19 protein-coding genes and 1 pseudogene are annotated in these 22,919 nt (G+C 64.3%); 7 read left to right on the forward strand and 13 right to left on the reverse strand.

The window, feature by feature from the left end; genetic code table 11:
* Positions 1-106: 106 nt before the first annotated feature.
* From ABD842_RS14615 to ABD842_RS14630, 4 genes are all read right to left on the reverse strand, one after another.
* Complete coding sequence (locus ABD842_RS14615) at positions 107-817, reverse strand: DUF3575 domain-containing protein (protein ID WP_345115391.1); 711 nt, start codon at positions 815-817, stop codon at positions 107-109.
* A 157-nt stretch (positions 818-974) separates the two neighbouring features.
* On the reverse strand, positions 975-2,015 hold the full coding sequence (locus ABD842_RS14620; protein ID WP_345115393.1) for a hypothetical protein: 1,041 nt from the start codon (positions 2,013-2,015) through the stop codon (positions 975-977).
* Positions 2,016-2,196: 181 nt separating this feature from the next.
* Positions 2,197-3,558 (reverse strand): TonB family protein, encoded by a 1,362-nt coding sequence (locus ABD842_RS14625; RefSeq protein ID WP_345115396.1) that lies wholly within the window; start codon positions 3,556-3,558, stop codon positions 2,197-2,199.
* Positions 3,527-3,943, reverse strand: coding sequence for a BlaI/MecI/CopY family transcriptional regulator (locus ABD842_RS14630; RefSeq protein ID WP_345115399.1), 417 nt, complete (start codon positions 3,941-3,943; stop codon positions 3,527-3,529). The genes ABD842_RS14625 and ABD842_RS14630 overlap by 32 nt, the downstream gene beginning before the upstream one ends.
* 180 nt (positions 3,944-4,123) lie before the next feature.
* Between ABD842_RS14630 and ABD842_RS14635 the strand changes: the two genes are divergently transcribed.
* On the forward strand, positions 4,124-5,347 hold the full coding sequence (locus ABD842_RS14635) for an alpha/beta hydrolase family protein (RefSeq protein WP_345115401.1): 1,224 nt from the start codon (positions 4,124-4,126) through the stop codon (positions 5,345-5,347).
* Between the two features lie 91 nt (positions 5,348-5,438).
* Here ABD842_RS14635 and ABD842_RS14640 read toward each other — a convergent pair whose 3' ends face one another.
* From ABD842_RS14640 to ABD842_RS14655, 4 genes are all read right to left on the reverse strand, one after another.
* Positions 5,439-5,846, reverse strand: coding sequence for a hypothetical protein (locus tag ABD842_RS14640; protein WP_345115403.1), 408 nt, complete (start codon positions 5,844-5,846; stop codon positions 5,439-5,441).
* A 7-nt stretch (positions 5,847-5,853) separates the two neighbouring features.
* Complete coding sequence (locus tag ABD842_RS14645; RefSeq protein ID WP_345115405.1) at positions 5,854-6,297, reverse strand: energy transducer TonB; 444 nt, start codon at positions 6,295-6,297, stop codon at positions 5,854-5,856.
* 257 nt (positions 6,298-6,554) lie between these two features.
* Positions 6,555-8,993, reverse strand: a complete 2,439-nt coding sequence (locus ABD842_RS14650) for a penicillin acylase family protein (protein WP_345115408.1) — start codon at positions 8,991-8,993, stop codon at positions 6,555-6,557.
* A gap of 135 nt (positions 8,994-9,128) precedes the next feature.
* The gene (locus ABD842_RS14655) at positions 9,129-9,950 is read right to left on the reverse strand and encodes a septal ring lytic transglycosylase RlpA family protein (RefSeq protein WP_345115411.1); all 822 of its coding nucleotides are present in this window, start codon (positions 9,948-9,950) and stop codon (positions 9,129-9,131) included.
* Between the two features lie 425 nt (positions 9,951-10,375).
* Between ABD842_RS14655 and ABD842_RS14660 the strand changes: the two genes are divergently transcribed.
* Both ABD842_RS14660 and ABD842_RS14665 read left to right on the forward strand, forming a co-directional pair.
* Positions 10,376-11,290, forward strand: a complete 915-nt coding sequence (locus tag ABD842_RS14660; protein WP_345115414.1) for a DUF72 domain-containing protein — start codon at positions 10,376-10,378, stop codon at positions 11,288-11,290.
* Between the two features lie 96 nt (positions 11,291-11,386).
* A complete protein-coding gene (locus ABD842_RS14665) occupies positions 11,387-13,516 on the forward strand; it encodes an IPT/TIG domain-containing protein (RefSeq protein ID WP_345115416.1) in 2,130 nt (709 codons plus the stop codon).
* A 27-nt stretch (positions 13,517-13,543) separates the two neighbouring features.
* Here the strand turns inward: ABD842_RS14665 and ABD842_RS14670 are convergent, their stop codons facing one another.
* Complete coding sequence (locus ABD842_RS14670) at positions 13,544-14,491, reverse strand: 3-oxoacyl-ACP synthase III family protein (protein ID WP_345115419.1); 948 nt, start codon at positions 14,489-14,491, stop codon at positions 13,544-13,546.
* Between the two features lie 162 nt (positions 14,492-14,653).
* Here ABD842_RS14670 and ABD842_RS14675 point away from each other — a divergent pair, with 162 nt between their 5' ends.
* Positions 14,654-15,229: a hypothetical protein gene (locus ABD842_RS14675; protein ID WP_345115421.1), complete on the forward strand. Its 576-nt coding sequence runs from the start codon at positions 14,654-14,656 to the stop codon at positions 15,227-15,229.
* Between the two features lie 343 nt (positions 15,230-15,572).
* Positions 15,573-18,443, forward strand: coding sequence for a PA14 domain-containing protein (locus ABD842_RS14680; protein ID WP_345115424.1), 2,871 nt, complete (start codon positions 15,573-15,575; stop codon positions 18,441-18,443).
* Between the two features lie 60 nt (positions 18,444-18,503).
* Here the strand turns inward: ABD842_RS14680 and ABD842_RS14685 are convergent, their stop codons facing one another.
* Positions 18,504-19,217 (reverse strand): head GIN domain-containing protein, encoded by a 714-nt coding sequence (locus ABD842_RS14685; protein WP_345115426.1) that lies wholly within the window; start codon positions 19,215-19,217, stop codon positions 18,504-18,506.
* Between the two features lie 114 nt (positions 19,218-19,331).
* Positions 19,332-19,748: a winged helix-turn-helix transcriptional regulator gene (locus tag ABD842_RS14690; protein ID WP_345115428.1), complete on the reverse strand. Its 417-nt coding sequence runs from the start codon at positions 19,746-19,748 to the stop codon at positions 19,332-19,334.
* 174 nt (positions 19,749-19,922) lie between these two features.
* On the opposite strand from ABD842_RS14690, the gene ABD842_RS14695 reads away from it, so the two are divergent.
* Positions 19,923-20,837, forward strand: a complete 915-nt coding sequence (locus tag ABD842_RS14695) for an NmrA family NAD(P)-binding protein (protein ID WP_345115430.1) — start codon at positions 19,923-19,925, stop codon at positions 20,835-20,837.
* 115 nt (positions 20,838-20,952) lie between these two features.
* Positions 20,953-21,429, forward strand: a complete 477-nt coding sequence (locus tag ABD842_RS14700; protein WP_345115432.1) for a nuclear transport factor 2 family protein — start codon at positions 20,953-20,955, stop codon at positions 21,427-21,429.
* A gap of 47 nt (positions 21,430-21,476) precedes the next feature.
* Here ABD842_RS14700 and ABD842_RS14705 read toward each other — a convergent pair whose 3' ends face one another.
* On the reverse strand, positions 21,477-22,193 hold the full coding sequence (locus ABD842_RS14705) for a M13-type metalloendopeptidase (RefSeq protein ID WP_345115434.1): 717 nt from the start codon (positions 22,191-22,193) through the stop codon (positions 21,477-21,479).
* A 72-nt stretch (positions 22,194-22,265) separates the two neighbouring features.
* A pseudogene (locus ABD842_RS14710) lies at positions 22,266-22,802 on the reverse strand (M13 family metallopeptidase); the annotation flags it as partial.
* Positions 22,803-22,919: the final 117 nt, after the last annotated feature.

Below are 22,919 nucleotides of genomic sequence, written 5' to 3' on the forward strand. Positions count from 1 at the left end.
CCCGTATTGCCGAAGTTGTGCGGGCGCTGCCGTGGAGTATTTGTCCCATAAGTGTGTGCGAAATTCCAGCCCGGAAAATACACCATCTCTCCCTGGGACTATACACCTAGAATGCCCAGCCCAGGTTCAGGCCGGACGAAAGCTTGAGCGCGGTGCCCTTGGGCATGGTGGTCAGCAGGCCGCCGTTCTGGTCGTACACTTTAGTGTCTTTGTCGCGGTGGCCCAGGCCGGTGAAAACGTCCAGCACAAAGTGGCGGCCCAGCACGTTCTGGTAGCCGACCAGCAGGTTGTAGTTGGTGTTTTTCTGGGTGATGGTGAAGCTGGTATTGAAGTCGGGGAAGCTGACGCGGTAGTCGGCCGAGGCGTAGGAGAAGTTTGGGCCGAGGTAAAAGCCCTCCGGGGCGTGCTGCTTCCGGGTGAAGTAGTAGCGGTACTGCAGCTGGTAGCGGGAGCCGGTGGTGCGCACTTTGGCGTCGGTCCACACCACGGCCGGGTGCCCGGAAAGCGTGACGGCCGAGCTGATGGCCGCACTCAGCGCGAAGCTGCCGATAAAGCTGAAGGGGTAGTTGGTGCCCAGATACGAGTAGCTGCCGCCCACGCTGCTGCGGCCGCCCAGCACCCGCTCGTAGCTGATGCGCGACTCGGTGCTGAACGGCAGCTGCCCGTGTACCCAGCCCAGGGGCGCAATTTTAAGCAGGTTTTTGGGCGGGGCCGGTTTGGCCGGCTCGGCCGGAGCCGGGGCCTGGCCGGCGGCTGAGGTGGCCGCCAGCAGACCGGCAGCGGCTAGCAGCAAGGAGAGGAGTCGAGGTGAAATCATAGCGGGAGAGGAAAGCCAATTCCGGCAATGATAACCAGAAACCTTCAACCTAGCGCTGCCGGCCTGCTGGCAAAACGGGGATTTTGAGTTAGAGCAGGACACAAAAAAGCCCTCAGCTGGGCTGAAGGCTTTTTCGGATAAGAAACCGGGTCGGCGGCTACTGGTACTGTACGTACAGCGGCGATGGGGTGAGGGCAATAACCTCCTTGGGCGTCATGATGTGGTGGGGCTTGGGCCGGGCATCGTACTCGTAGAAGAGTTTAAAGCCGGTGTACTGCACCGGCTCCTTCACGATGTAGTCGTGGTAGGAGTCCTTTTTGAGGGTGGGCTCGCCGTGGCCGTCCATGTGCATCACAATCTGCACCCGGGGGTCGAGCTTGATGTTTTTGTAGTTCGTAATCATCTTCCGGGTGAAGCGGTGCACCGTCAGCACTTTCGGCGGCAGGTTGTTTTCGCTCACAATCCGGGCCAGGAAGTTCACCGTGAAGTTGATATCCTTGGCGTCGAGGGTGCCGATTTTCTGGTTGGGACGCACGCCGGGCATCGTAGACAGCGAAAATTCGGGGTCGATGCCCAGGTGAACGATTGGGTCTTTCAGGTACTCGGTTAGCTTGGGCAGCTCGGCCTGCAGGGTACTGTGGCCCGGCTGCACGTCCAGAAACAGGATGCAGTTGTGCTCTTTGGCCCAGCTGAGCACCTCCTGAATAGTGGCCTTGGAGTTCATCAGACGCCACTTGCCATCCTTGCCGGGCGTGCCCTGGGCCGTAATGGTCACGTTGTGCAAGGCGGCCTGCACCGGAATGGAAGGGTCGGCCGCCTGCCACTCCTTCAGCACCCCTTCAAACTTGCGGAACATCTGCTCCTTGGGCTCGCGCCCCAGAATGCCCATGCCCTTCGAGCGGATATTGCCATAAAAGGCAATGATGCGGTGGCCCGGCAGAATAGCGCCCGGCAGCTGCCCACTTTTCTTGGCAATGGAGTCGGCCTTGAGCGAGTCGCGCTGCATGACCATCGCCTGCAGCTTGGCGCTGTCGACGACTACCGGGGCGGCGGGCGTGGCCGTTTCGGCCGTGGCTTTGGTATTGGCATTCTCGCCGTCGGTGCGGGTGCCGCAGCTGGCCAGGGAAAGGGAGAAAATCAGGCCCAGCGCCGAAACGAAAGGCCCGGCAAAGCGGGCGGAGGAAGAAGAAAAGGCCACTGAAAAAAGAAAGGTTGAAAAGCAGGACTGGTCAGCAAGTTACGCCTTTTTGCCGCGAAAAAGCCGGCCCTTTTTCGCTTGCAGGGTAATAAGTCGTGCTCCGCATTGCCCAAAAAGCCTGATTCCACCGCCAAAACAGTGAAATCAGGCTTGCCCCAACGAACTCCAAACAAAATGCGGGCTAGGGCGCGAAGGTGAGAGGAATAATGTAGCTGACGGCCACCGGCTTGCCGTGCAGGCGACCCGGGCTCCAGTGAGCGGAGAGCTGCTTCACGGCCTGCAGGGCGGCGGCGTTCAGCTCAGCGGCGGCCGCTTGCTGCCCGGGGGCCACGATGCCTTTCTTGAGCTCTACGTCCAATAGCTGGCCCTGGGAGCTCACCACAAACTGCACGAAAACCTTGCCGCCGAGCTTCGCCGCTTTGGCCGCCGCCGGATATTTCAGATTGGCCACAACAGCCTGCATCAGCCCTTGCTGCCCGCCCGGATACTCCGGCATCTGATCCACGTTGTCATATACCGCTTCCTCGGCGGGCGGCGGGGGCGGGGGCAATGGAGCCGGGGGTGGGGGCGGCGCAGGCGCCTGTTCCGCCGACGGCGGCGGGGGCGGGGGCGGCGCTGGGGCGCTTTCGCACGCCACGTTGCCCAAAGCCAGCGTCAGCAGCAGGCCTAGCGTGGTGGGAAGCGCCAGCCACTGCTTCCAGCGGCGGACGGGGTGAGAGGGTGTTAGCATGGCAATACGGGTTAGGGTTTGAGAATGAGTGAAAGAATGGAGCAGGGAGGGCAGCGGCGCCAGGCGGTGGAGGGTGAGACGGGCCAGCAGGGACCCGTAGGCCGTAACCGCAGCGCGTGGCGCGGCCGTCCCCAGCACGGCCTGGTCAGCCAGGTACTCGTGGGTAAGCTCCAGAGCCCGGGGGTACAGGTGCACAAACGGGTTCGGCCAGAGCACACTGCGCAGCAACTCCAGCCCTAGCCGGTCGAGGGTGTGGCCCTGGGTTACGTGGGCTACTTCGTGTTGCAGCACCTGCCGGGCTTCGGCAGGTGTGAGCGGAGCGGTGTCGTTCCAGAACACCCAGCGCCCGAACGAGCTGATCGGCAGCTGGCCGCTGGTGGTTACCAAGGTGTAGCCGGAGCGCACTTTCCGCGGCAGCCGGTGCGTGAGCCGCCACAGCCGCCCGATCTGCAGGGCCAGCCGCCCCAGCCGCCCTGCTCCTACCACCAGATACATGCCCGTTAGCCAGGTGGCGGCGTTCAGGGTTTGAACCTGGCTGGATATAGCCACTGCCGGCAGCATGAGCGTGGGCATGACAGGCTGGGCAGCCGTAGGGGCGGCAGCGGGCAGCCAGGCCGCCAGCGGACCGGTGACCAGGGTGAGCAGCGGCGGCGCTACCAGGGCCAGCAGGGGCGCCAGGCGCAGAAACTGCCGGTTGTAGCCAAAGCCCGGCTCCCGGCGCAGGATGCCCTGGTACAGCGCCCAGGCCAGGCCCAGCACCAGGGTGCTTTGCCACCACCAGCTAATCAGCGCGGGAAGGGTCAGGAGCTGCATCGTCGTCGGTGGGTGTGGTGAGGTCTTGCTGGGCCAGGTGCAACAGCTTTTCCAGCTGGGCGGAATCCAGGTCTTCATCCTTGGCAAAAAAGGACACGAGCCGACTGAACGAGCCCCCGAAATAGCCGCCCAGCAGCTTGCGCAGCGAAAAGCGGCGGTACTCGTCCTGGGCGACGAGTGGGAAGTAGCGGTGGGTGCGGCCGAAGGCTTCGTGGTCGACAAAGCCCTTCTGCTCCAGAATGCGGATGATGGTCGAGACGGTGTTGTAGGCCGGGAGCGGGGCAGGCATTTCGGCCAGCACTTCCTTCACGAAGGAAGGCCCGCGCTGCCAGAGCACCTGCATCACCTGCTCTTCGGCCTTGGTGAGTTCGGGAAAGGTTTCCATAGGGACTGAGTTGGGTTATCGAATGTAAAACTAAATAATTAGTTAAAAAACTATTTTTTTAGGTGTATCCGGGAAACAGATAAACCCAAGGCAGCCGGGGCTCGCCGGAATAGTGCTGGCGGGAAATCTTTTGCCGCGGCTAGTGTTGTAGAGGCTCTTTACATCAGTTTACCAACCAACGTGCTGCTACCCAACTTTCACACTCACCTGGCCCGCCTCAGCTTGCTGCTGTTGGTCGGCCTAAGTACCGCGGCCGGCTCGGGCTGCACCAAGGAAGCCGCCACGCCCCAGCCAGCCGTTGTAGCCCCGGCCGCGCCGCAACCCCACCTGATCAGCAGTACTTTGATCGGCGAGTACTCGACCAGCACCCTCGCCGGGCGCGTGGCCGATATTCCCATTGCCGGGGCGCTGGTGCGCTACCCGATTCGGGTGTACAAGCTCACCTACACCACGCTCACGACCGATGGCAAGCCGGTCACGGCTTCCGGGGCGCTGCTGGTGCCGGTGGCGGGCACCCAGGCATTGCCGCTGCTGAGCTACCAGCACGGCACCATCCAGCCCGACGAAGAAGGCCGGGCGCCGTCATATTACACCTCGGGCAGTGAGGTCTGGTCGGCCGTGTCGGTGCTGGCTTCTGCGGGCTACATCGTGTCGGCTCCCGACTACCTCGGGTACGGGGCGTCGAAGGCGCTGCCGCACCCCTACGAGCACGCCGCGTCGTTGGCGTCGGCCTCGCTGGATATGCTGCGGGCGGCCCGGGAGTTTGCAACCCAGGAAAAGCTGCCGCTGAATCAGAAGAACTTCCTGCTGGGCTATTCCGAAGGCGGCTTTGCCACGCTGGCCCTGCACAAGCTGCTGGAGGAAAAAGCCGCCGCGGAATTCACCGTCACGGCCAGCGCGCCCGGTGCCGGGGCTTACCACAAGTCGGCCTTCGCCGACTACATCCTCACCTCCACCCAGCCGCTGAATTTCCTGAGCACTTACGTCTGGGTGCTCGATACCTACAACCGGGTGTACGGCATCAACCGCCCGTTTGCCTATTACTTCAACCCGCCCTGGGCGGCCCAGCTCCAGGCCAACCCGTTCAGTGCGGTACCGACGCAGGCCGCGGAGCTGTTTACGCCGGGCTTCCGCCAGGGCATCCTGACCAAAACCGACGCGGCCATGCTGGCGGCCTTCCGCGCCAACGACATCCACGACTGGCAGCCCAAAGCGCCGCTGGCCTTGTTTCACGGTACCGCCGACGACTACGTGCCGTTTTTCAACTCCCAGCAGGCCTACGACGCCATGCGCGCCCGCGGCGCCAGCCAGGTAACGCTGCGGCCTATTGCGGGCGGCAACCACTTCTCCTCGGCCCCGACCTACACCCTGCAGGCTTACGCCTTCATCTCGCAGTATTACTAGGGGGTTGCCGCGGGAAGAATATTCCTGCTACCTAAAAGCAGCGCCTCTTTCCGGCCGGAAAGGGGCGCTGCTTTTAGGTAGCAGGAGGCTTTTAGCGGACTACGGTCTGGTCGGGCCGGGGCTCGGCGACCGGGGCCGGGACCGGGACGGGCCGCAGCGCCTGCCGTACCCAGCACCCGGCCAGGGCTGCCAGCCCGCCCACCAGCCCGCCAATAGCGGCCGACACCAGGACCAGGGCCCAGCCCGAGCCGCCCAGCGGAATAAGCTGGGCCACGCGGTGGCTTAGGCGGCCGTCGTTCTGGGCCTGCTGCCAGGCGGCCAGCAGCAGCCAGCCCAGCCCGATGCCGGCAAAGCCCGCCAGAAACGTGCGCCCCCCGGTGCGCCCCAGCGCGGCGCCGGCCCCGAAGCTAATAGGCGCGATAATCCACCAGGGCAGGAAGAACTGCGCTACGGCCGCCAGCCCGAAAATCAACAGGAAAAGACGCAGGGTGTTGTTCATAGCGGCTTCAGGGCTTGCCAAAGGAAAGAAGGAGTGTGTGCTCCACCGTGACCGGCTGCCCGTTCTGCCGGCCCGGCGTCCAGCGCGGCATAGCCTGTACTAGGCGTAGGGCTTCCTCATCGTAGGCGGCGCTAGTTCCCTTCAGAAGCTCGACGTGGGTGAGTTGTCCGTCGGGTTCAATCAGGAAACGGACGAATACCCGGTGGGCGTCTTTCGGGGCCACCCGCTGCAACTGCGCACCGTAGCGGGAGTTTTTTTGCAGGTACTCATTCAGGCGCACCAAGCCGCCGGGAAAAGACGGCATCTGCTCTACGTACGTGTAAACTTTGGGTGCCGGCTTCTGCAGCAGTTGTGCCGCCGGCACGGCCGGGCGCCGCTGCGCAAACCCGGCAAAGCTCCCCACGCTAAGCAGCAGGGCACCGGCAAGCCGGCAGTAGTGGATAGTGGACATCGGGTCGGGCTTAAGAGAAGGCAAGCGTAAAGATACTTATGAAGCTGTTTGGGAAGTAGACCTGTTCCCGATACCAAAACCCGGAACGTGATGCCGAGCGTCGCGAGGTATCCCGCGTGTAATCGTTGGGTTACTACTCCTACAACCCCACGCGGGATGCTTCGGCTGCGCCGCTGCATGACGGACGATAGTATCTCAACGACGGCACACGAGATGCTCCGCTCGGCCTGACGGGCGGGGGCCTTCCTGAACAGCTTCTATTTCTGTAGCGTCCAGGCGGCGCGCAGGCGGGCGTGCTTTTCGTCCGGATGGCGCAGGAACACCAGCTCGTCGAGCTGCCCCGCGCTCCAGGTATCAATCATGTCGTCGTAGTGGGTCGAGCCGGGGTTGCCGCTCTGGCCGCCGGGAAACACGCCGTAGGCTTTCACCTGCGGCCCCAGCGCCACCACCATTCGCCACGAGGGGCCATTGCGCTCCGAGGTGGCATTCACAATGCCCGCACCCCCGCCCACATTCAGGTCCAGGCGCCCGAAGCCGGGCAGCTGGGCCATGTGCAGGATGTCGGTGCTTTTCTGGTGCGCCCAGCGCCATTCCGGACCCACGGGCCCAAACTTGCGCCGGAGCGAGTCGGCCGCAAACTGAAACGACTGTAGCGCCAGGTCGGCCAGGTTTTCCCTGGCCGGCGTGCGCCGGTCGTCAATCCAGGGGGAGTTGGGCTCCGTAAGCAGGAGCGTATTGGTCCGGTCCTGGGTGGGGCGGCGCATTTCGCCGGCCTGGGCGGCCGGTCCGAAATCATCGTCCCACAGCCGCTTAAGCAGGGTGCCATACCACAGCTCGAAGATGGTGGGGCCGGTGGCATCGGCCTCGTAGAAGTAGTTCCAGCCCCGGGCCGCCTCGTACGCCTGGCGCTGGGCGGCGGTCAGCTGGGCGGGCGGCACCAGCGCCAGCAGCCGCGGCAGCATCAGCTGGGCGTTGATGCCGAAGTTGTCGTTTTGCAGCAGGCGCAGGCTGTCGGGCGTGGCGCGGGTCATGCGGGCCAGCCGCTCATTGATGCGGTGGCCCCGGTCCCAGCCGCCGAAGTTCCAGTTCAGATAATACGGGTAGTCGGGGCCGGTCGACGACTGGTTGGCGGAGCTCACGAAGCCCCGGGCCGGGTTTTTCACGTGCGGATTCTGGGCGGCCGGAATCCAGCCCTGCCAGTCGTAGGCCGCGTTGGTGCCGTCGAGGATGAACTTGCCCTGGTTTTGCCACTTCAGCGGGAAGCTCCCGTTGGGCCAGATGGCAATGTTCTGCTGCTGGTCGGCAAAGATGAAGTTCTGGGCCGGAGCGCCATACGTGGTCAGGGCGGCGGTGTAGTCGGCGTAGTTCCTGGCGCGGTTGAGGCGGTAGAAGGTCAGGTACTCGTTGGCCGCGTCGTGGGCCGTCCAGCGCATGGCGTGGCGCAGGGGCGTCTGGGTCATGAAGGGCTTCTCGTCGTGGTCGTACACGATGGGGCCGTGGTGGGTGTAGAGCACCGTGTCGAGGCGGTCGGGCTGCCCGCGCACCCTGATGCGCTCCACCACGCGGCGCACCGGCTTCCAGCGGCCGTCGTGCCAGTACTCGCGCATCGAGCCGTCTTTGAATTTCAGCTGGTACCAGTCCATCACGTCGGCGGCCACGTTGGTGACGCCCCAGGCCACCTGCTCATTAAAGCCGATGATGGCAAACGGCGCCCCCGGAATGCTCACGCCGTACACGTTTACGCCGGGCGCCGTCAGCTGCACCTGATACCAGATGCTGGGCAGGTTCAACTGCAGGTGCGGGTCGTTGGCCAGCAGCGGGTAGCCCGTAGCCGACTTGGCCCCGCTCACCGCGAAGTTGTTGGAGCCCAGCTCCGCGTCCGGCTCGTGCTGGGGCACCTTATCCGACATGGCTGCCCGGAACGACGAGGGCGCCGCGGGCACCGGGAGGGGTTGAAAGTCCAGGGGCGTGCCCACGGGCACAATCGGGTCTTCGCGCCGGGGGTAGTCGGGAAACAGGTCCTTGATAACGGCCGGCCCGTACCTGCCCAGGGCGTTGCTCATCCGCAGGTCGTCGGAGCGGCCACTCAGGTCAAAAGCCATGTATTTCAGAACCAGGGCACTTTTCAGCGGCTCCCAGGGCTCGGGCGCATAGTCGAGCAGCTTGTACTCGAAGGGCAGCGTGCGGGGCGTGAGCGTGCCGATATAGGCGTTGATGCCGTCGGAGTAGGAGGTAAGTACTGTGCGTGTCACCGGATTCTGCAGCGCCGCCGCCAGCGACTTGCGGGCGCCGAAGGGCAGCCCCATGCGGCGGAAGAACCGGTCGGTTTCGAGCCGGGCCGGCCCCACGATTTCTGAGAGCCGCCCGCCGGCTACGTGGGCCACGAAATCCATCTGCCAGAGCCGGTCCTGGGCCGTGAGGTAGCCCTGGGCATAATACAGGTCGTGGTCGTTCTGGGCGAAGATGTGGGGCACGTGCCGGTCGTCGTAGCGCACCTGCACGGGCTGCTGCAGGCCGGGCAGCGTGAGGGTGTTGGCCGTCGGGAAGTCGTTGGCGGCGTCATTCTGCCAGAAGCCGCCGAACGGGCTGAGAAACCGGCCAAACGGCGGCAGGTCACCCTGCTTGGTATTGAGCACCCAGGTGAGCACCAGGGTAATGGCCGTGGCCAGAATAGCTTTAATCCACTGCTGCAGCATACGGGCGGGTTGGTCGAAGCGGTAAGTTGGGGGAAGTTTCCCTGCCGAACAAGCCACCCGCGCCCACGCAAAAGGGCCGCTTGTGCAGCGGCCCTGGTAAGGTGACGGCCGGAAAGCGGCCTTTTGCGGAAAAAGCTACAGGTTCTCGGCCTGCCGGACCAGGCCCGCAATGCCCCACTCCATCAGCCGGCGGCGAACCAGCTCGGCCTCGGCGCGGTCGGCGTAGCGGCCGACCACCACGCGGCTCAGCGGCCGGCCGTTCAGCTCGCTCTGCGCGACGCTCACGTTCAGGGTTTTGTCGAGGGCAAGAATCTTGTTCTGCACGGTCTGGGCATTCACCGCGTCGCCGAACGTGCCGGCCTGCACGATAAAGCTGGGGGCCGGGGCGGGCACCACCACCACGTCGGCCGCCTCCGTGTCACCGGCTACAATATCGGTGAGGGTTGCCACCGCCACCGTGGTGCTGGCCGAGTCACTGGTCAGGGCCGCCAGGTTATGGGGAGCATCCGTGGGGCCGAGGGGCGTGGTGCTGGGGACGATTTCGGCCACCACCGTCACGGCGCCGCGGCGCACGATGTCGAGCGGGCGGGCGGCTACCTCAGCCAGGTCCAGAATGCGCTGGTGGCGGAAGGGGCCGCGGTCCGAAACGCGCACTACCACCGCTTTGCCATTGGCAGGGTTCGTCACGCGCAACCGGGTGCCGAAGGGCAGGGTTTTGTGCGCGCAGGTGTACTTCATCCGGTCAAACCGCTCGCCGTTGCTCGTGCGCATGCCCTGGTGCTCTTTGCCGTACCACGAAGCGCGGCCCCGCAGGACGGTGGCGCGGGAGGTGGTGGTAGTGGGTTTTTTGCCGTCGTCGCCGGCGGTGGCGGCCCGGGTTGCGGGCGCCGACAGCAGCGTAACGGACAGAGCCAGCAGCAGGCTGAACAGAGAAGGGCGTAGCAGTTCGATTTTCATCCGATTGGGAGGGTGGTGAACAGGGCAAATCTAGAAGCGGGCAGCTAAGCACCTTCCCAAACCCAAAGATGCGGGCAGAAGCCAATCGTCTAATATTGACCTTTTCTAATAAAACTTGTATTTATTTTATTCGTAAAAATTCGGGCAAATAGCTGATTGTGTTTGGTGAAGGCAGTATTTGTATTATATAAGGACGAAATCCGGGCAGCCAAAAAAATTAGACTATCCGCCGGATAAAAAATTTTGGCATTGCTGGTCGGGCTATGTCCGGAGCCTGGTTGCAGAAGTTGTGGAATTTAGCTATGACCTGCCGCCCCCGGGAGCCGCCCGCCGCCGGGTTAGCCCACCGGAAAGCGGGCCCGGCGGCCCCGCGCGAAATCCAGAGAGTCAAGCGAATCCGGGGAATCCATGAGTACCTTTGCCCCATGGATTTTGGCCGCCTTTCCGACCTGCGCTACGTTGACTTTCGTCTGCCCGCGGATCATCCCGAAACGGCTGCTCTGCTGGCCCGCACCCGTCCCGCCGCACCCGCGGCGCCGGCCATCTACGTGGGCTGCCCTATCTGGACCAACAAGGCCTGGTTGGGCTCCTACTTCCCGGCCGGCATCAAGGAGGCGGACTACCTGCACCACTACGCCCGGCAGTTCAACAGCATCGAGCTCAATACCACCCATTACCGCATTCCCGATGCGCCCACCGTGCGCAAGTGGCGCGACGCGGTGCCGGCCGGCTTCCGCTTCTGCCCCAAAATGCCCCAGATCATCAGCCACGACCGGGCGCTCTACAATGCCGATGAGCTGACGACCACGTTCTGCCGTGCCATCAGTGAGCTGGACGAGCGGCTGGGCATGGCGTTTCTGCAGCTGCCGCCCACCTTTGGGCCCGAGCATCTGCGGCGGCTGGAGCGCTACCTGCTCGACTTTCCGGCCTACGTGCCGCTGGCCGTGGAGCTGCGTCATCCGGCCTGGTTTACCGATACTGGCCTGCGCGACTCGGTGTTTGCCCTGCTCGAAGCCCTGGGCAAGACGCTGGTGCTGACCGACGTGGCCGGCCGCCGCGACGTGCTGCACCTGCGCCTGACTACCCCCACGGCCTTTATCCGCTTCAACGGCCACGGCCTCGTCGGCAGCGACTACAGCCGGGCCGATGCCTGGGCCGAGCGGCTGGCCCAGTGGCTGGCCCAGGGCCTGCAGACGGCCTATATCTTCATTCACCAGAAGGACATCATGCACTCCCCGCGCTGGACGCAGCATTTCCTGGAGAAATTGCGGACTCTGACCGGGCTGGATGTGGCGCCCCCACTGATTATTTCGCAGCCGGTGCAGGGAAGCTTGTTCTAACCGGCCGCCCGAAACGCTGTAGCGGCGCCCAGGTACCAGATGAGCGGGCAAATCCTGTATCTTGTTTGCCCGCTTGCATCCATATATTCTTTCGTTATGACGCTTTTCCCCACCGTTCGTCGGCTGCCGGCTCTTCTGCTTGGACTGCTTCTGGCTGGTGCCGCCGCGCCGGCCCAGGCCCAGCAACCGGCCCCGCCCAGTGCCACGCACTGCCTGCTGCACCCGCTGGACCCCGCGGAGCGCAGCCGGCAGGCCGCGCTGGTGGTCGAGGGAGAGGTGCTCAGCGCCGTGGGCTTCTGGGATGCGGGCCACCAGCGCATCTACACGGCTCATCAGATCCGCGTGTTCACCGTTTTTAAGGGCCGCGCCGTCACCGAGGTAACCGTGCTGACCGAAGGCGGGACGGTGGGCGACGACCGGCAGGAGCTGACCAACACCCTGCGCCTGAGCAGCGGCGACCAGGGCGTTTTCTTTCTGTACCCGGCGCCCTGGGTCGGCCCCGGGGCGCCGGCCGCCTGGGCGGCGTACGGGAGCCAGCAGGGTTTTATCCGCTACGACCTGGCCACGCTGTCCGCGGCCGAGCCCTTCCGGGCGTATCCGGCCCTCGACAAGGATTTCTATGCCGAGCTGAGTGCCCGCACCGGGCAGCCAGGCCAGGCGCTGGCGCCAAACCGGGTGCTGAACGCCGCCCAACGCCGTCGCCGTGAACTGGCCGCCGCGGCCAAAGGGCAGGCCCCGGTTATTACGCTGCTGGCCCCGCTCACGCTCACAGCTGGTGCCGGTGCCGTGCTGACCATTACCGGCAGCGGCTTTGGCGCGGCCCGGGGGAAGGGCTTCGTGGAATTCCGCAATGCCGATGACGGCGGCATGACCTTCATTCAGCCCCAGCCGGCCGACTACGTGAGCTGGTCCGACCAGCTGATCCGGGTGCGGGTGCCCTCGTATGGCACGGCCGGCAATCCGGCCGGGACGGGCGTGGTGCGCGTGACGACGACGGAGCTGCTGCCGGCCCAGAGCACCCAGGCCATTACCATCACCTATGCCCTGTCCAACGTGCAGGACCGCAACAGCAAAGTGGTGGTGCGGCCCCGGCACAGCAACGTGAACAACAGCGGCGGCCTTACTTTTCAGCTGGAGTCCGGCTTTGCCAACAATCCGAATGCCGCGCAGATTTTCCGGCGCGACCTGCAGCAGATCTGGCGCTGCCAGACGGGCGTAAACTGGCTTCTGGGCCCTAACCGCAGCGGGCGGGGCGCGGCCGATGACGACGAAAACTCGGTGGGCTTCGACAGTGGGGCCGAGCTGCCGGTCAACGTACTGGGCCGCACCACCAGCTACTACCGCGGCTGCCTGGGCCCGCGGGGCGAGGTAAGCTTCTACGTCAAGGAAATTGACATGCAGTTCGACGACGGGGTGAACTTCCTGTTCACGTCCGGCACGCCCGCCACCGGGCAGTTCGACTTCGAGTCGATAGTAGTGCACGAGCTGGGGCACGCCCAGCAGCTGGGCCACGTTATTCTGCCCCCGGCCGTCATGCACTTCGGGGTGGCTCCGCGGCAGGTCCGGCGCACCCTGAGCGACTTCGACATCAGCGGGGGCCGGCTGATGCTGCGTACCCGTAGCTTTGCCGCCGCCAGCTGCGGTCCGCCGCCGATGCTGCCGGCCCCCCTGGCTACCCAGGCGGCCCGCAACCTGGGGGCCGGCGGCATAGAGGTGACCTGGACCACCCGGGAAGAATGCTTTGTGGAGAGCTTTGTGGTGGAGCGCGGGGCCGATACCACGGCCTGGCAGCCGGTGGCGACGCTGCCTGCCGGGGCCAGTGGCGCCTCGTACCGCTTTGTGGATGCTCAGCCGCTGCCCGGCCTGAGCTATTACCGCCTGCGGGTGCGCCGGCCCGGGCCGGTGCCCCCGGCCAGTACTCTGGATGCTGCCGCCCCGCTGCCCGTCAGCACCGAGGCGGAGGCTGCCGACCTGATTGTGTTTCCCAACCCCATTCGGGGCGGGCTGTTGCAGCTGCAGTTTGCCAGCGCCGCCGCCGGAGAGCTGTCCGTCTTTTTGTACGACGAGGTAGGCCGTTTCCACCGTAGTGCCGCCTTCGACGTGCAGGCCGGGCTGACTATCCGCAGCCTGAGCGTGGACGAGCTGCGCCCGGGCTGGTATCTGCTGCAGTGGCGCGACCAGACGGGCAGGACCGGCGTGGCCCGCTTTATTAAGCTGGGCTTCTGAGAACGGACTGAAAGTAGTGTGGGCGAACTAGCGCTCCAGCAGCATGGCCCCGTAGGAGTAGCCGCCGCCGAATACGGTAATCACGATCCGCTCCCCCACCTTGATTTGGTCGAGGTGGTCGGCCAGAGCAATGGCGGCGCCGGCGCAGCCGGTATTACCCAGGTATTCGATGTTCGACACGGCCCGGTCGTCGGGCAGGCCCAGGTTTTCGAGCACGTTGCGGGTGATGCGCAGATTGGCCTGGTGCGGAATCAGCCAGTTCAGGTCCGTTACGGCCAGCTGGTTGCGCTCCAGGATGTTGCGCGTTACGCGGGCCATATACTGGCAGGCGTGGATGAATACGTCCTTGCCGTGGGGCATCACAATACCGCGCTCCACGGGCTTCAGGGTGACGGCCGTGTCGGCTTTGCCCATGTTGCCGGCCCCGGCCGTTATCAGGTCCACCATGCGCAGGTCGGTAGGAGCGAGGCGCTCCTTGCTGATGAGCAGGGCCGCGGCCCCGTCGCCCCAGAGGTGACCGGCTACGGTGTCGTCTTCGTTGTTGTAAGCGGTGTTGTGCTCCGATACCACCACCAGAGCCCGGGTAGCCTTGCCCATGGCAAAATACCCTTCCACAATCTCAATGGCGTTCAGCAGCGACGAGCACGCCGACGACACGCTGACCACCGGAATGTCGGCCACGTCTAGGTCGCGCTGCACGGCGTGGGCTACGGTATAAATCGTGTCGTGGGGCGTGTACGTGGCACCCACAATCAAATCGATGTGCTGCTGAGGAAAAAGTGGCGCCTGCGCCAACACCCGGCGGGTAGCCTCCAGCGCCATGGTATTGGTGTTCTCGTCCGGCCCGGCTTTACGGCGTTCCTGAATTCCGGTGCGCTCAATGATCCACTTGTGAGAGAGGCCGTTGAGGCGGGTGAAGTGCTCGTTGGTAACGATGTGGGCGGGCAGATAAGCCGCCACCTGATGAATATACACGGGTGGAAACAGGGATGAGAGAGGGCGGAAAATTGCGGCTGCAAGGTACGGCACTACCGGCCAATGTTGCGGGATTAATCAGCCCGGCCCGTACTTTGCAAGAGACGCTACGCGTTCAAACGGCGCGCTGCCTCCCAGGTTTTCCGTACTCCGCATAAGATTATGACGTTACGCCCCGCTCCGCTTTTTCTGAGCCTTGCCTTTTTTGTGGCCACCGCGCTGCTGGCCCCCGACGCCTGGGCCCAGAAGTACCGTACGGCCGTTGGGCTGCGCCTGGGGCGCGACAACTACGGCCTGACGCTACAGCAAAAGATATTTGCTAAAACGACGCTCGAAGGGCTGGCGCTGGTGGCCCCGCGCGAGGCCAGCGGTACCGTCCTGATTGAGCGCCATTTCGGCATTCTGGGGCCCAGCCTCAACTACTACTTCGGCGCCGGCGGCCACGTCGGCAACCACAAGGATAACGGGGTGTTCGGGGGCGTGGATGCCCTGGCCGGGGTCGAGTACAAAACGGCGTTTTTCCCCTTTGTGCTGTCCTTTGACGTGAAGCCTACCCTCGAAATCAATGGCACCGACTGGGCCCGGTTTCCGGCGGCTTTCTCGGTGCGCTACGTGCTGATCAAGGAGAAGAAAACCGGCCTGCTGAACGGGATTTTTGGCGGCAGCAAGGACCAGGAAAACCCCAGGAAAGAGCGCAAAGCGGACGATGCGCCCCGCCGCGGCCGGTTCGACTTCTAGCCCCAAGCCGCGTAGCCCGGTCCGGGAAAGGCTTTGGCGACTGGCCCCAGCGGTCCACGATTTGCTGGGCTACAGCGAACGACACCAACCACAAACAACACAGCATCCAGGTATCGCGGCAGAAGCAAGCTTTAACGGAATCTGGTTCGGTAGCTGCAGGAAGCTGCGGTAGGCAAGAATTAGCAGTTCAGTGAGCCAGTATGATTCAGGATTTGTACAGCATTACAAATATAGTGATTTATTAATAATACAAAATAAAATATAAATATTGCAATTGATGTTTTTGCCTGCTACATTTAAGTAAAGCCTGCTTGACGGCTTAATGCTCTTAAATGTGGTAGCTATGAAAACCTCTACTCTTGTTGCTCTGCAGCAGTGCCTTCTTCTTTTTCTGCTGCTGCTGCTGAGCGGGCCGGCCGCCGTAGCGCAGCCGGCGGCCTGCGGGGGGCCGGATCCGGCGGGCAATCCTTCGGTCAGCGGCCTGTACGCGGAATACTACGCGGGCTACTTCAACGACGACCCCGCGCACTTTACCGATAACGCCGCGCCCCCCGGCATTCGGAACGTGGTGCCGCAGGTGAGCTTCACGACCAATGCCAGCTTCGGCGACCTGACGGCCGTATCGACCGGCACGGCCCTTAACCCGGACTATTTCAGCCTGCGCCTGCGCGGCACGCTCAATATTCTGACGGCGGGCACCTATACGTTCTATCTGACGGCGGATGATGCGGCCTTTCTGTGGCTGGATGGACCCGCGCTGGCGCTGCCCGCCAGCAACGCCGCCGCCACCATCAACAACGGGCAGGCCCACGGCACAGTCGAAGTAGCGGCGACGGTAACGCTGACGGCTGGCTTGCACAGCCTGCTGGTGCACTACGGCGACGCGCTGAGCGACAACGTGCTGGTGCTGGAATACGACGGGCCGGGTACCGGCGGGCGACAGGTGATTCCGAACAGCGTGCTGTGTACGGCCCTGCTGCCCGCCGGTCCGCCCCAGGCCCTGAGCTACGCGCCGGTGCCCGCCACCGTGCTGGGCGTACCGGTTAGCTCGGCACCACCCGTGGTGCAAAATGGCGGTGCGGCCATCACGCAGTACGCCTTGGCCGGCTCAGTGCCCGGCGGCTTTTCCATCGATGCCCTTACGGGCGTAGTCACCGCCACGGCGGGCGTGGCGCTGGGCCTGTACTCGCTGGATGTGGCTGCCACCAATGCCAACGGCACCAGCATCTTCCAGAACGTGGTCGGCTTTCAGGTGGTGCCTGCGGCCCCGGCTGGCTGCACGGGCCTCGACCCGGGCGGAAATCCCGTGGGCTCGGGCCTGTACGCGGAATACTACAGCGGCTACTTCAACGACGTGCTCACGTTTGCGGCCGTCCCGCCGGGCCTGACCCGCATCGACCCGCAGCTTGACTTCGGCAGCATCACCAGCTTTGGCAACCTGACGGGAATAGCCACCGGGCCCCCGGCCGACCCCGACAACTTCAGTGCCCGCTACCGGGGTAGCCTGCGCATCGCCACGGCGGGCACCTACACGTTTTACCTGAGCGCCGACGATGCCGCTTATCTGTGGCTGGACAATGCCGCCCTGGACGCTCCGCCGACGCTGGCGACGGTAACCATAAACAACGGCGGGCTGCACGCGGTGCAGACCGTGCAGGCCACCGTGGTCCTGAGTGCCGGCCTCCATAACATCCTGATTTATTACGGGGAAAATGCCGGTAACAATCAGCTGACGCTGGAATACGAAGGGCCGGGCGGCCTCAGCCGGCAGGTGATTCCGGCCACGGCGTTCTGCACCGCCACGCAGCGGCGCACGGGGCCCGTTTCGGCCCTGAGCTATTCGCCGCGCTCCACCACGCTGGTGGCTGGCAGCACGGTAGTGGCCGGCCTCTCACCCCTGCCCGTGGTGACAACGCTGGCGCCGGTGACGGAATACGCGCTGGCCAACGCGGCGGCGCTGCCGGCCGGCATCACCATCGACGCGGCCACGGGGCAGATTTCCAGCAGCACCAGCGTGCCGGCCGGCACGTATAGCTTCGACGTCACCGTAACCAATACGGATGGGTCGGCCACGTTCCCGGCCGCGTTTTCCTTCGTGGTGGCTTTGCCGCCGCCGCCGGGCTGCGCCAGTCCGACCCCGGCTGGCGGACCTCCCACGGCGGGACTATACGGGGAGTATTTCGCCGGGTACTTCAGTGATAACCAGTCCTTCTTCACGACCAACACCCCGTTGCTGGTCCGCACGGAAGCCCAACTGGACTTTACGGCCGACAACTGGGGTGGCATCGTGCCGCCGGCCGATGGCACCCTGCTGGACCCGGACCACTACAGCGCCCGGTTTCGGGGCAGCGTCTACGTGCCGACCACGGGTGACTACACGTTCTTTCTGACCTCGGACGATGCCTCCTACCTGTGGCTGGACAACGCGGCCCGGGTATCGCCGCCGGTGACGGCGCAGGCCGCCATCAACAATGGCGGCGAGCACGGCCTGATCGTGCTGGCCCGGGTGGTGACGCTGACGGCGGGAATGCACGACCTGCTGGTGCATTACGGCGAAAATTTTGGGGCCAACCGCCTCACGCTGGCTTATAGCGGCCCCGGCATCCCGCTGCAGACGGTAGGCAATACCAGCCTGTGCACAGCTTCTACCGGGGCACCGCTGCCCGTGGAGCTGGTGCGCTTCGAGGCCAAGCCCGTGGGCACCAGCGTGCTGGTGAGCTGGCACACGGCGCAGGAGCGCAACAGCGCCTATTTCGTGGTGGAGCGCTCCGCCAATGGCATCGTGTTCGAGCCGGCCGGGCAGGTAGCCGGGGCCGGCACTACCACTCGGCCGCAGGCCTACCAGCTCACCGACCGCGCCCCGCTGCCGGGCCTGAGCTACTACCGCCTCCACCAAATAGACTCCGATGGCCAGAATGCCTACTCACCCGTGGTGGCCGTGACCAGCAGTCCCCGCGTCGGATTACCAGAAGTAGCCGTTTTTCCGAACCCAAACCAGGGAGCCTTTTCCGTGCGGGTCCGGCAGCCGAGCGCCGAGCCGGCCCAGCTGCTGCTGCTGGATCTGCGCGGGCAGACGGTGTTTCGGCAGACGCTGCCCGCCGCTGCCAGCGCGGACTATACCATCGTGCCCGAACGGCTGCCCACGGGCATCTACTGGCTGCGCCTGACCACGCGGGCCGGCACCGCCACGCAGCAGGTAGTTATTCAGCGGTAAACCTAAAAAGCCCCCGAACGATACCGTGCGGGGGCTTTTGATAATGACTTTTCAGGGCTCTTAGCCTTTGTGCACCCGGCCGCTGCCCATCACCGAGCTGGTGATTTTGGGGTTGCCGCTCACGTGCACGTCGCCGGAGCCCATGATGCTGGCATCGAGGGTGCGGGCGGCATTCACGTGGCAGTCGCCGGAGCCGCTGATGCTCACCTGGCAGTTGTCGGCCCGCAGGCTGGCGGCTTTGATGCTGCCCGAGCCGCTGATGCTCACCTCATGCTGGCTGACGCTGCCCTGACCCAGGATGATGGTGCCCGAGCCCGCAACGGAAGAACTCACGTTCGTCGCCTGTACTGCGCCGACCTCCAGCCGTCCTGAGCCGCTGAGCGACAAGCTCAGATTCGGGGACTTTACGCCCGCGGCGGCTTTCAGGCTGCCCGAGCCGCTTACGCTCAGGGCGCTGACAGCCGGGGTGGTAACGTAAACAGTCACGCTGCTGCGGAAGCGGTAGCTGGACAGCGGGCTGGTTTCGCGCACCGTGCCAATGCGCAGGCGACTGTTGCGTACGGTGGTTTCCAGGTGGGCCAGATCTTCGGCGGCACCTTCTGCCTCCACTTTCTGCGGGCTGCCCTGCACCAGCACCACCGTCACCGAGTTAGCCAGCGTTACCTGGCTGAAGCTGGCGACTTCACGCGTTTCGCGGCCGGCGGCCATCGACTGGAATACGGGAGCCAGCAGAGCCAGCAGCAAAGTCAGGGAGAAGGAGTACCGGGTTTTCATGGCAGCAAGCAGTTGAGGGTGAAACATCTGCCCCGAAAGATGTTCCGTTGCGCTCAAGCGTTGCCTGCTGGACTGAAGTCGCGGCAAATAAATCGGTTGGCTCCGGCCAGGCGGCTATTTGTCGGCAGCCGGCCGGGTAGCCGGCGCCGGGCAGGCGCTGCCGTCGCGGTGCAGGTAGTCCTGGCCCCACACCAGCAGCGCATCCAGCAGCGGGCTCACGCGGCGGCCATGCTCAGTGAGGGTGTACTCCACTTTCGGCGGCACCTGCTGGTACACCATGCGCTGCACAATGCCGTCCTGCTCCAGCTCGCGCAGCTCCTGAATCAGCATCTTCTCCGTCACCTCGGGCATCAGGCGGCGCAGCTCGCCGTAGCGGCGGGTATCCTGGAGCAGGGAGGAAAGGATGAGCAGCTTCCACTTGCCCCCGAGCACGTTCAGGGTGGTGCGCACCGGGCAGAAGTTGAAAGGAATAGGCTCGGTAGCAGTTTGCCAGTAGGCCTCCGCGACTTGCTGCTTGGTTTGCTTGTTCATGAAAATTATTGGGGCTGATTATCAGCAATTCTGGCAAAAAGGTAGGCACCTTACTTTTTAGTAGGTACTTGCGAAAAGCGAAGTTAATAATTCTCTTTGAGTCGTGCACTGCGCCACCCGCCCGGGGGCATAAAGCAGCCACCTACTTTCCGCTACCCCTCATTTGACCTTCGCATGAGCAAGCACTTCGTCATCACCGGCGCCACCGGCAACATCGGTACCGCCCTCGTCCATCACCTGCTCCGGAAAGGCCACCGCGTGACGGCCGTGGCCCGGCCCAGCCACCGCCTGGAGGCCCTGCGCGCCGCCGGGGCCGAAACCAAGGCCGGCGACCTGCACGACTCCGCGTTCCTGACCGACGCCCTGCGCGGGGCCGACGCGGCCTTCCTGATGATTCCGCCCAACGTGACGGCCCCCGACGTGCTGGACCACATGTGGCAGGTAGGCGAAAGTATCGCCCGGGCCGTGCGCGCCGCCGGCCTGAAACAAGCCGTGCACCTGAGCAGCATCGGGGCCGACCAGCCCGCCGGCACGGGCCCCGTCGTCGGCTTGTTTCACCAGGAAGCCCGGCTCAACGCCCTTTCCGGCCTGCAGGTAGCGCACTTGCGGCCGGCCTATTTCATGGAAAACCTGCTGGCCAACGTCGGTCTGATTCAGCACATGGGCATCATGGGCTCGGCCATGCGGCCGGAGCTGGCTTTCCCGATGGTGGCTACCACGGATATTGCTGCCAAAGCCGCGGAGCTGCTCGACCAGGGCTTTGCGGCCGGCTCGGTACACTACGTGCTGGGGCCGCAAAACTACACCCAGCAGGAGGCGGCCCAGGCCATCGGCGCCGCCATTGGCCGGCCCGAGCTGGCCTACGTGCAGTTTCCCTACGCCGACGCCAGGCAGGGCATGATCGGGGCCGGGCTTTCCGAGAGCATGGCCGGCCTCTACGATGAGATGACGCGCAACATGAACGAGGAGAAAGTGATGGTGAAGGAGGAGCGCACCGCCGCCAGCACCACGCCCACCACGCTGGCCGGGTTTGCGCAGACCGTTTTCGCCCCGGCTTTCCGGGGCGCCCAGGCTGCCCAACCCGCTTAGCGCCAGGATTGTCAGTAAAAACAACGGACCCCGGATTTCCGGGGCCCGTTGTTTTTTTGTGCAGCTTTAGGGCTCCGGCCGCGCCCCGTCCGGGGCCCCGGCTTTCGTCCTGATCATGCTGCCCAACGAAGAACTTCTGCACCGCTTCTATCAGGCCTTCCAGCGCCGCGACCATGCCGCCATGGCCGCCTGCTACCACCCCGAAGCCACGTTCGAGGATGCCGTGTTCCGGCTGCGCGGCCCCGAAATCGGGGCTATGTGGCGCATGCTCTGCGAGCGGGGCCAGGACCTGGCCCTGACCTACGACCACGTGCGGGCTGATGACACGCAGGGCCAGGCTGCTTGGGAGGCGCGCTACACGTTTTCCCGGACCAGGCGGCCCGTTCACAACCACATTGCGGCCCGCTTCACCTTCCGGAACGGTAAAATCCTGACTCACCACGACCAGTTCAGCTTCTGGCGCTGGAGCCGGCAGGCGCTGGGGCCGCTGGGCTGGCTGCTGGGCTGGTCGCCGTTTCTACACAACAAAGTGCGCACCTCCGCCCGCCAGGGACTGGACGCCTTTATGGCCCAGCGGGGCATCAGCGCGTAAGCCGGGTGGTGCCACGACCAAAAAGTCGGGGCACCACGCCGCTCCTGCTACCAGATTTTTACCCGGGCGCTGTCGGGGCGGTAGAGCTTGTCGCCGGGCTTCACGCCGAAGGCTTCGTAGAACTCGGGCACGTCGGCGAAGGGGCCGTTGACGCGGTAGCTGGCCGGGGAGTGCACGTCGGTGAGGATGCGCTGGGCCAGCACCTCGTCGCGCTGGTGGTTCTGCCAGCCTAGCGCATAGCCGAGGAAGTAGCGCTGGGTAGGGGTGAGGCCCCCAATTTTCTCGCCCTTCTTGTATTGATCAGTCTGCTTGAAGGCGTCGAGGGCAATGACGATGCCGCCCAGGTCGGCAATGTTTTCACCGGCCGTGGCCTTGCCGTTGAGGTGCAGCGAATCGAGCACCTGGTAGCCGTTGAACTGGCGCACGATGCCGTTTACGCGCTGATTAAACCGCGGCCGGTCGGTCTTGGCCCACCAGTTGCGCAGGTTGCCTTTCTCGTCGAACTGGCTGCCTTCGTCGTCGAAGCCGTGGGTGAGCTCGTGGCCGATGGTGGAGGCGCCGGCGTAGCCGTAGATGGTGGCGTCGTCGGCATCCGCGTCGGCCAGGCCGGGAATGGCGAAGATGGCGGCCGGCAGCACGATTTCGTTGTTCGAAGGATTGTAGTAGGCGTTGTAGGTTTGGGGCGTCATGCCCCACTCGGTGCGGTCGACGGGCTTGCCGAGCTTGCTGAGGTTGTAGCGGTAGGCCCACTGGCGGGCGCGCATCACGTTCTGGGCGTAGGAGCTGCGGTCGATGGTCAGGGCCGAGTAGTCCTTCCACTTGTCGGGGTAGCCGACTTTCTTGGTAATTTTGCCCAGCTTCACCAGCGCCTTCTGCTTGGTCGAGTCGCTCATCCAGTCCAGCTTATTGATGTGCTGGCGGAAGGAAACGACGACGTTGTCGACCAGCTTATCGTAGCGCTGCTTGGCTTCGGGCTTGAAGTACTCCTTCACGAAGAGCTGCCCCAGGATTTCGCCCATGGCGTTTTCCTCCTCATCCAGCACCCGCTTCCAGCGGGCCCGCTGCTCCTTACGGCCCTGCAGAATGGTGCCGTAGAAGCGGAAGTTTTCCTGGTCGAAGGCGCGGCTGAGCTTGTCGGCGTAGGTGTGCAGCAGCTGCCACTGCAGGTAGGCTTTCCAGGTGTCGAGGGGGGCGGTGCGCAGCTGGCGGCCGGCTTCGCGGTAGAACTCGGGCTGGCCCACGATAACGGTGTCGGCTTTGCCCAGCTCCAGCTGCGTCAGCCAGGGCTGCCAGTCGAGGCCGGGGGTAAGCTTGCTCAGGTCGCGCACGGCCATCTTGTTATAGTTGGCGTAGGGGTCGCGCAGGGCTTCGAGCTTGCGTGAGGACTTAGAGGGTGTTTGGGAATTGGACTTGAAGTAAACAGAAACGAGTCAGTAAGTTGCGGCGGGAGTTCCTAGGCTTCCGGACACATTATGGTTGACAGCTCTCAA

It is taken from the genome of Hymenobacter algoricola, from assembly GCF_039539525.1.
Taxonomy (GTDB): Bacteria; Bacteroidota; Bacteroidia; order Cytophagales; family Hymenobacteraceae; genus Hymenobacter; species Hymenobacter algoricola.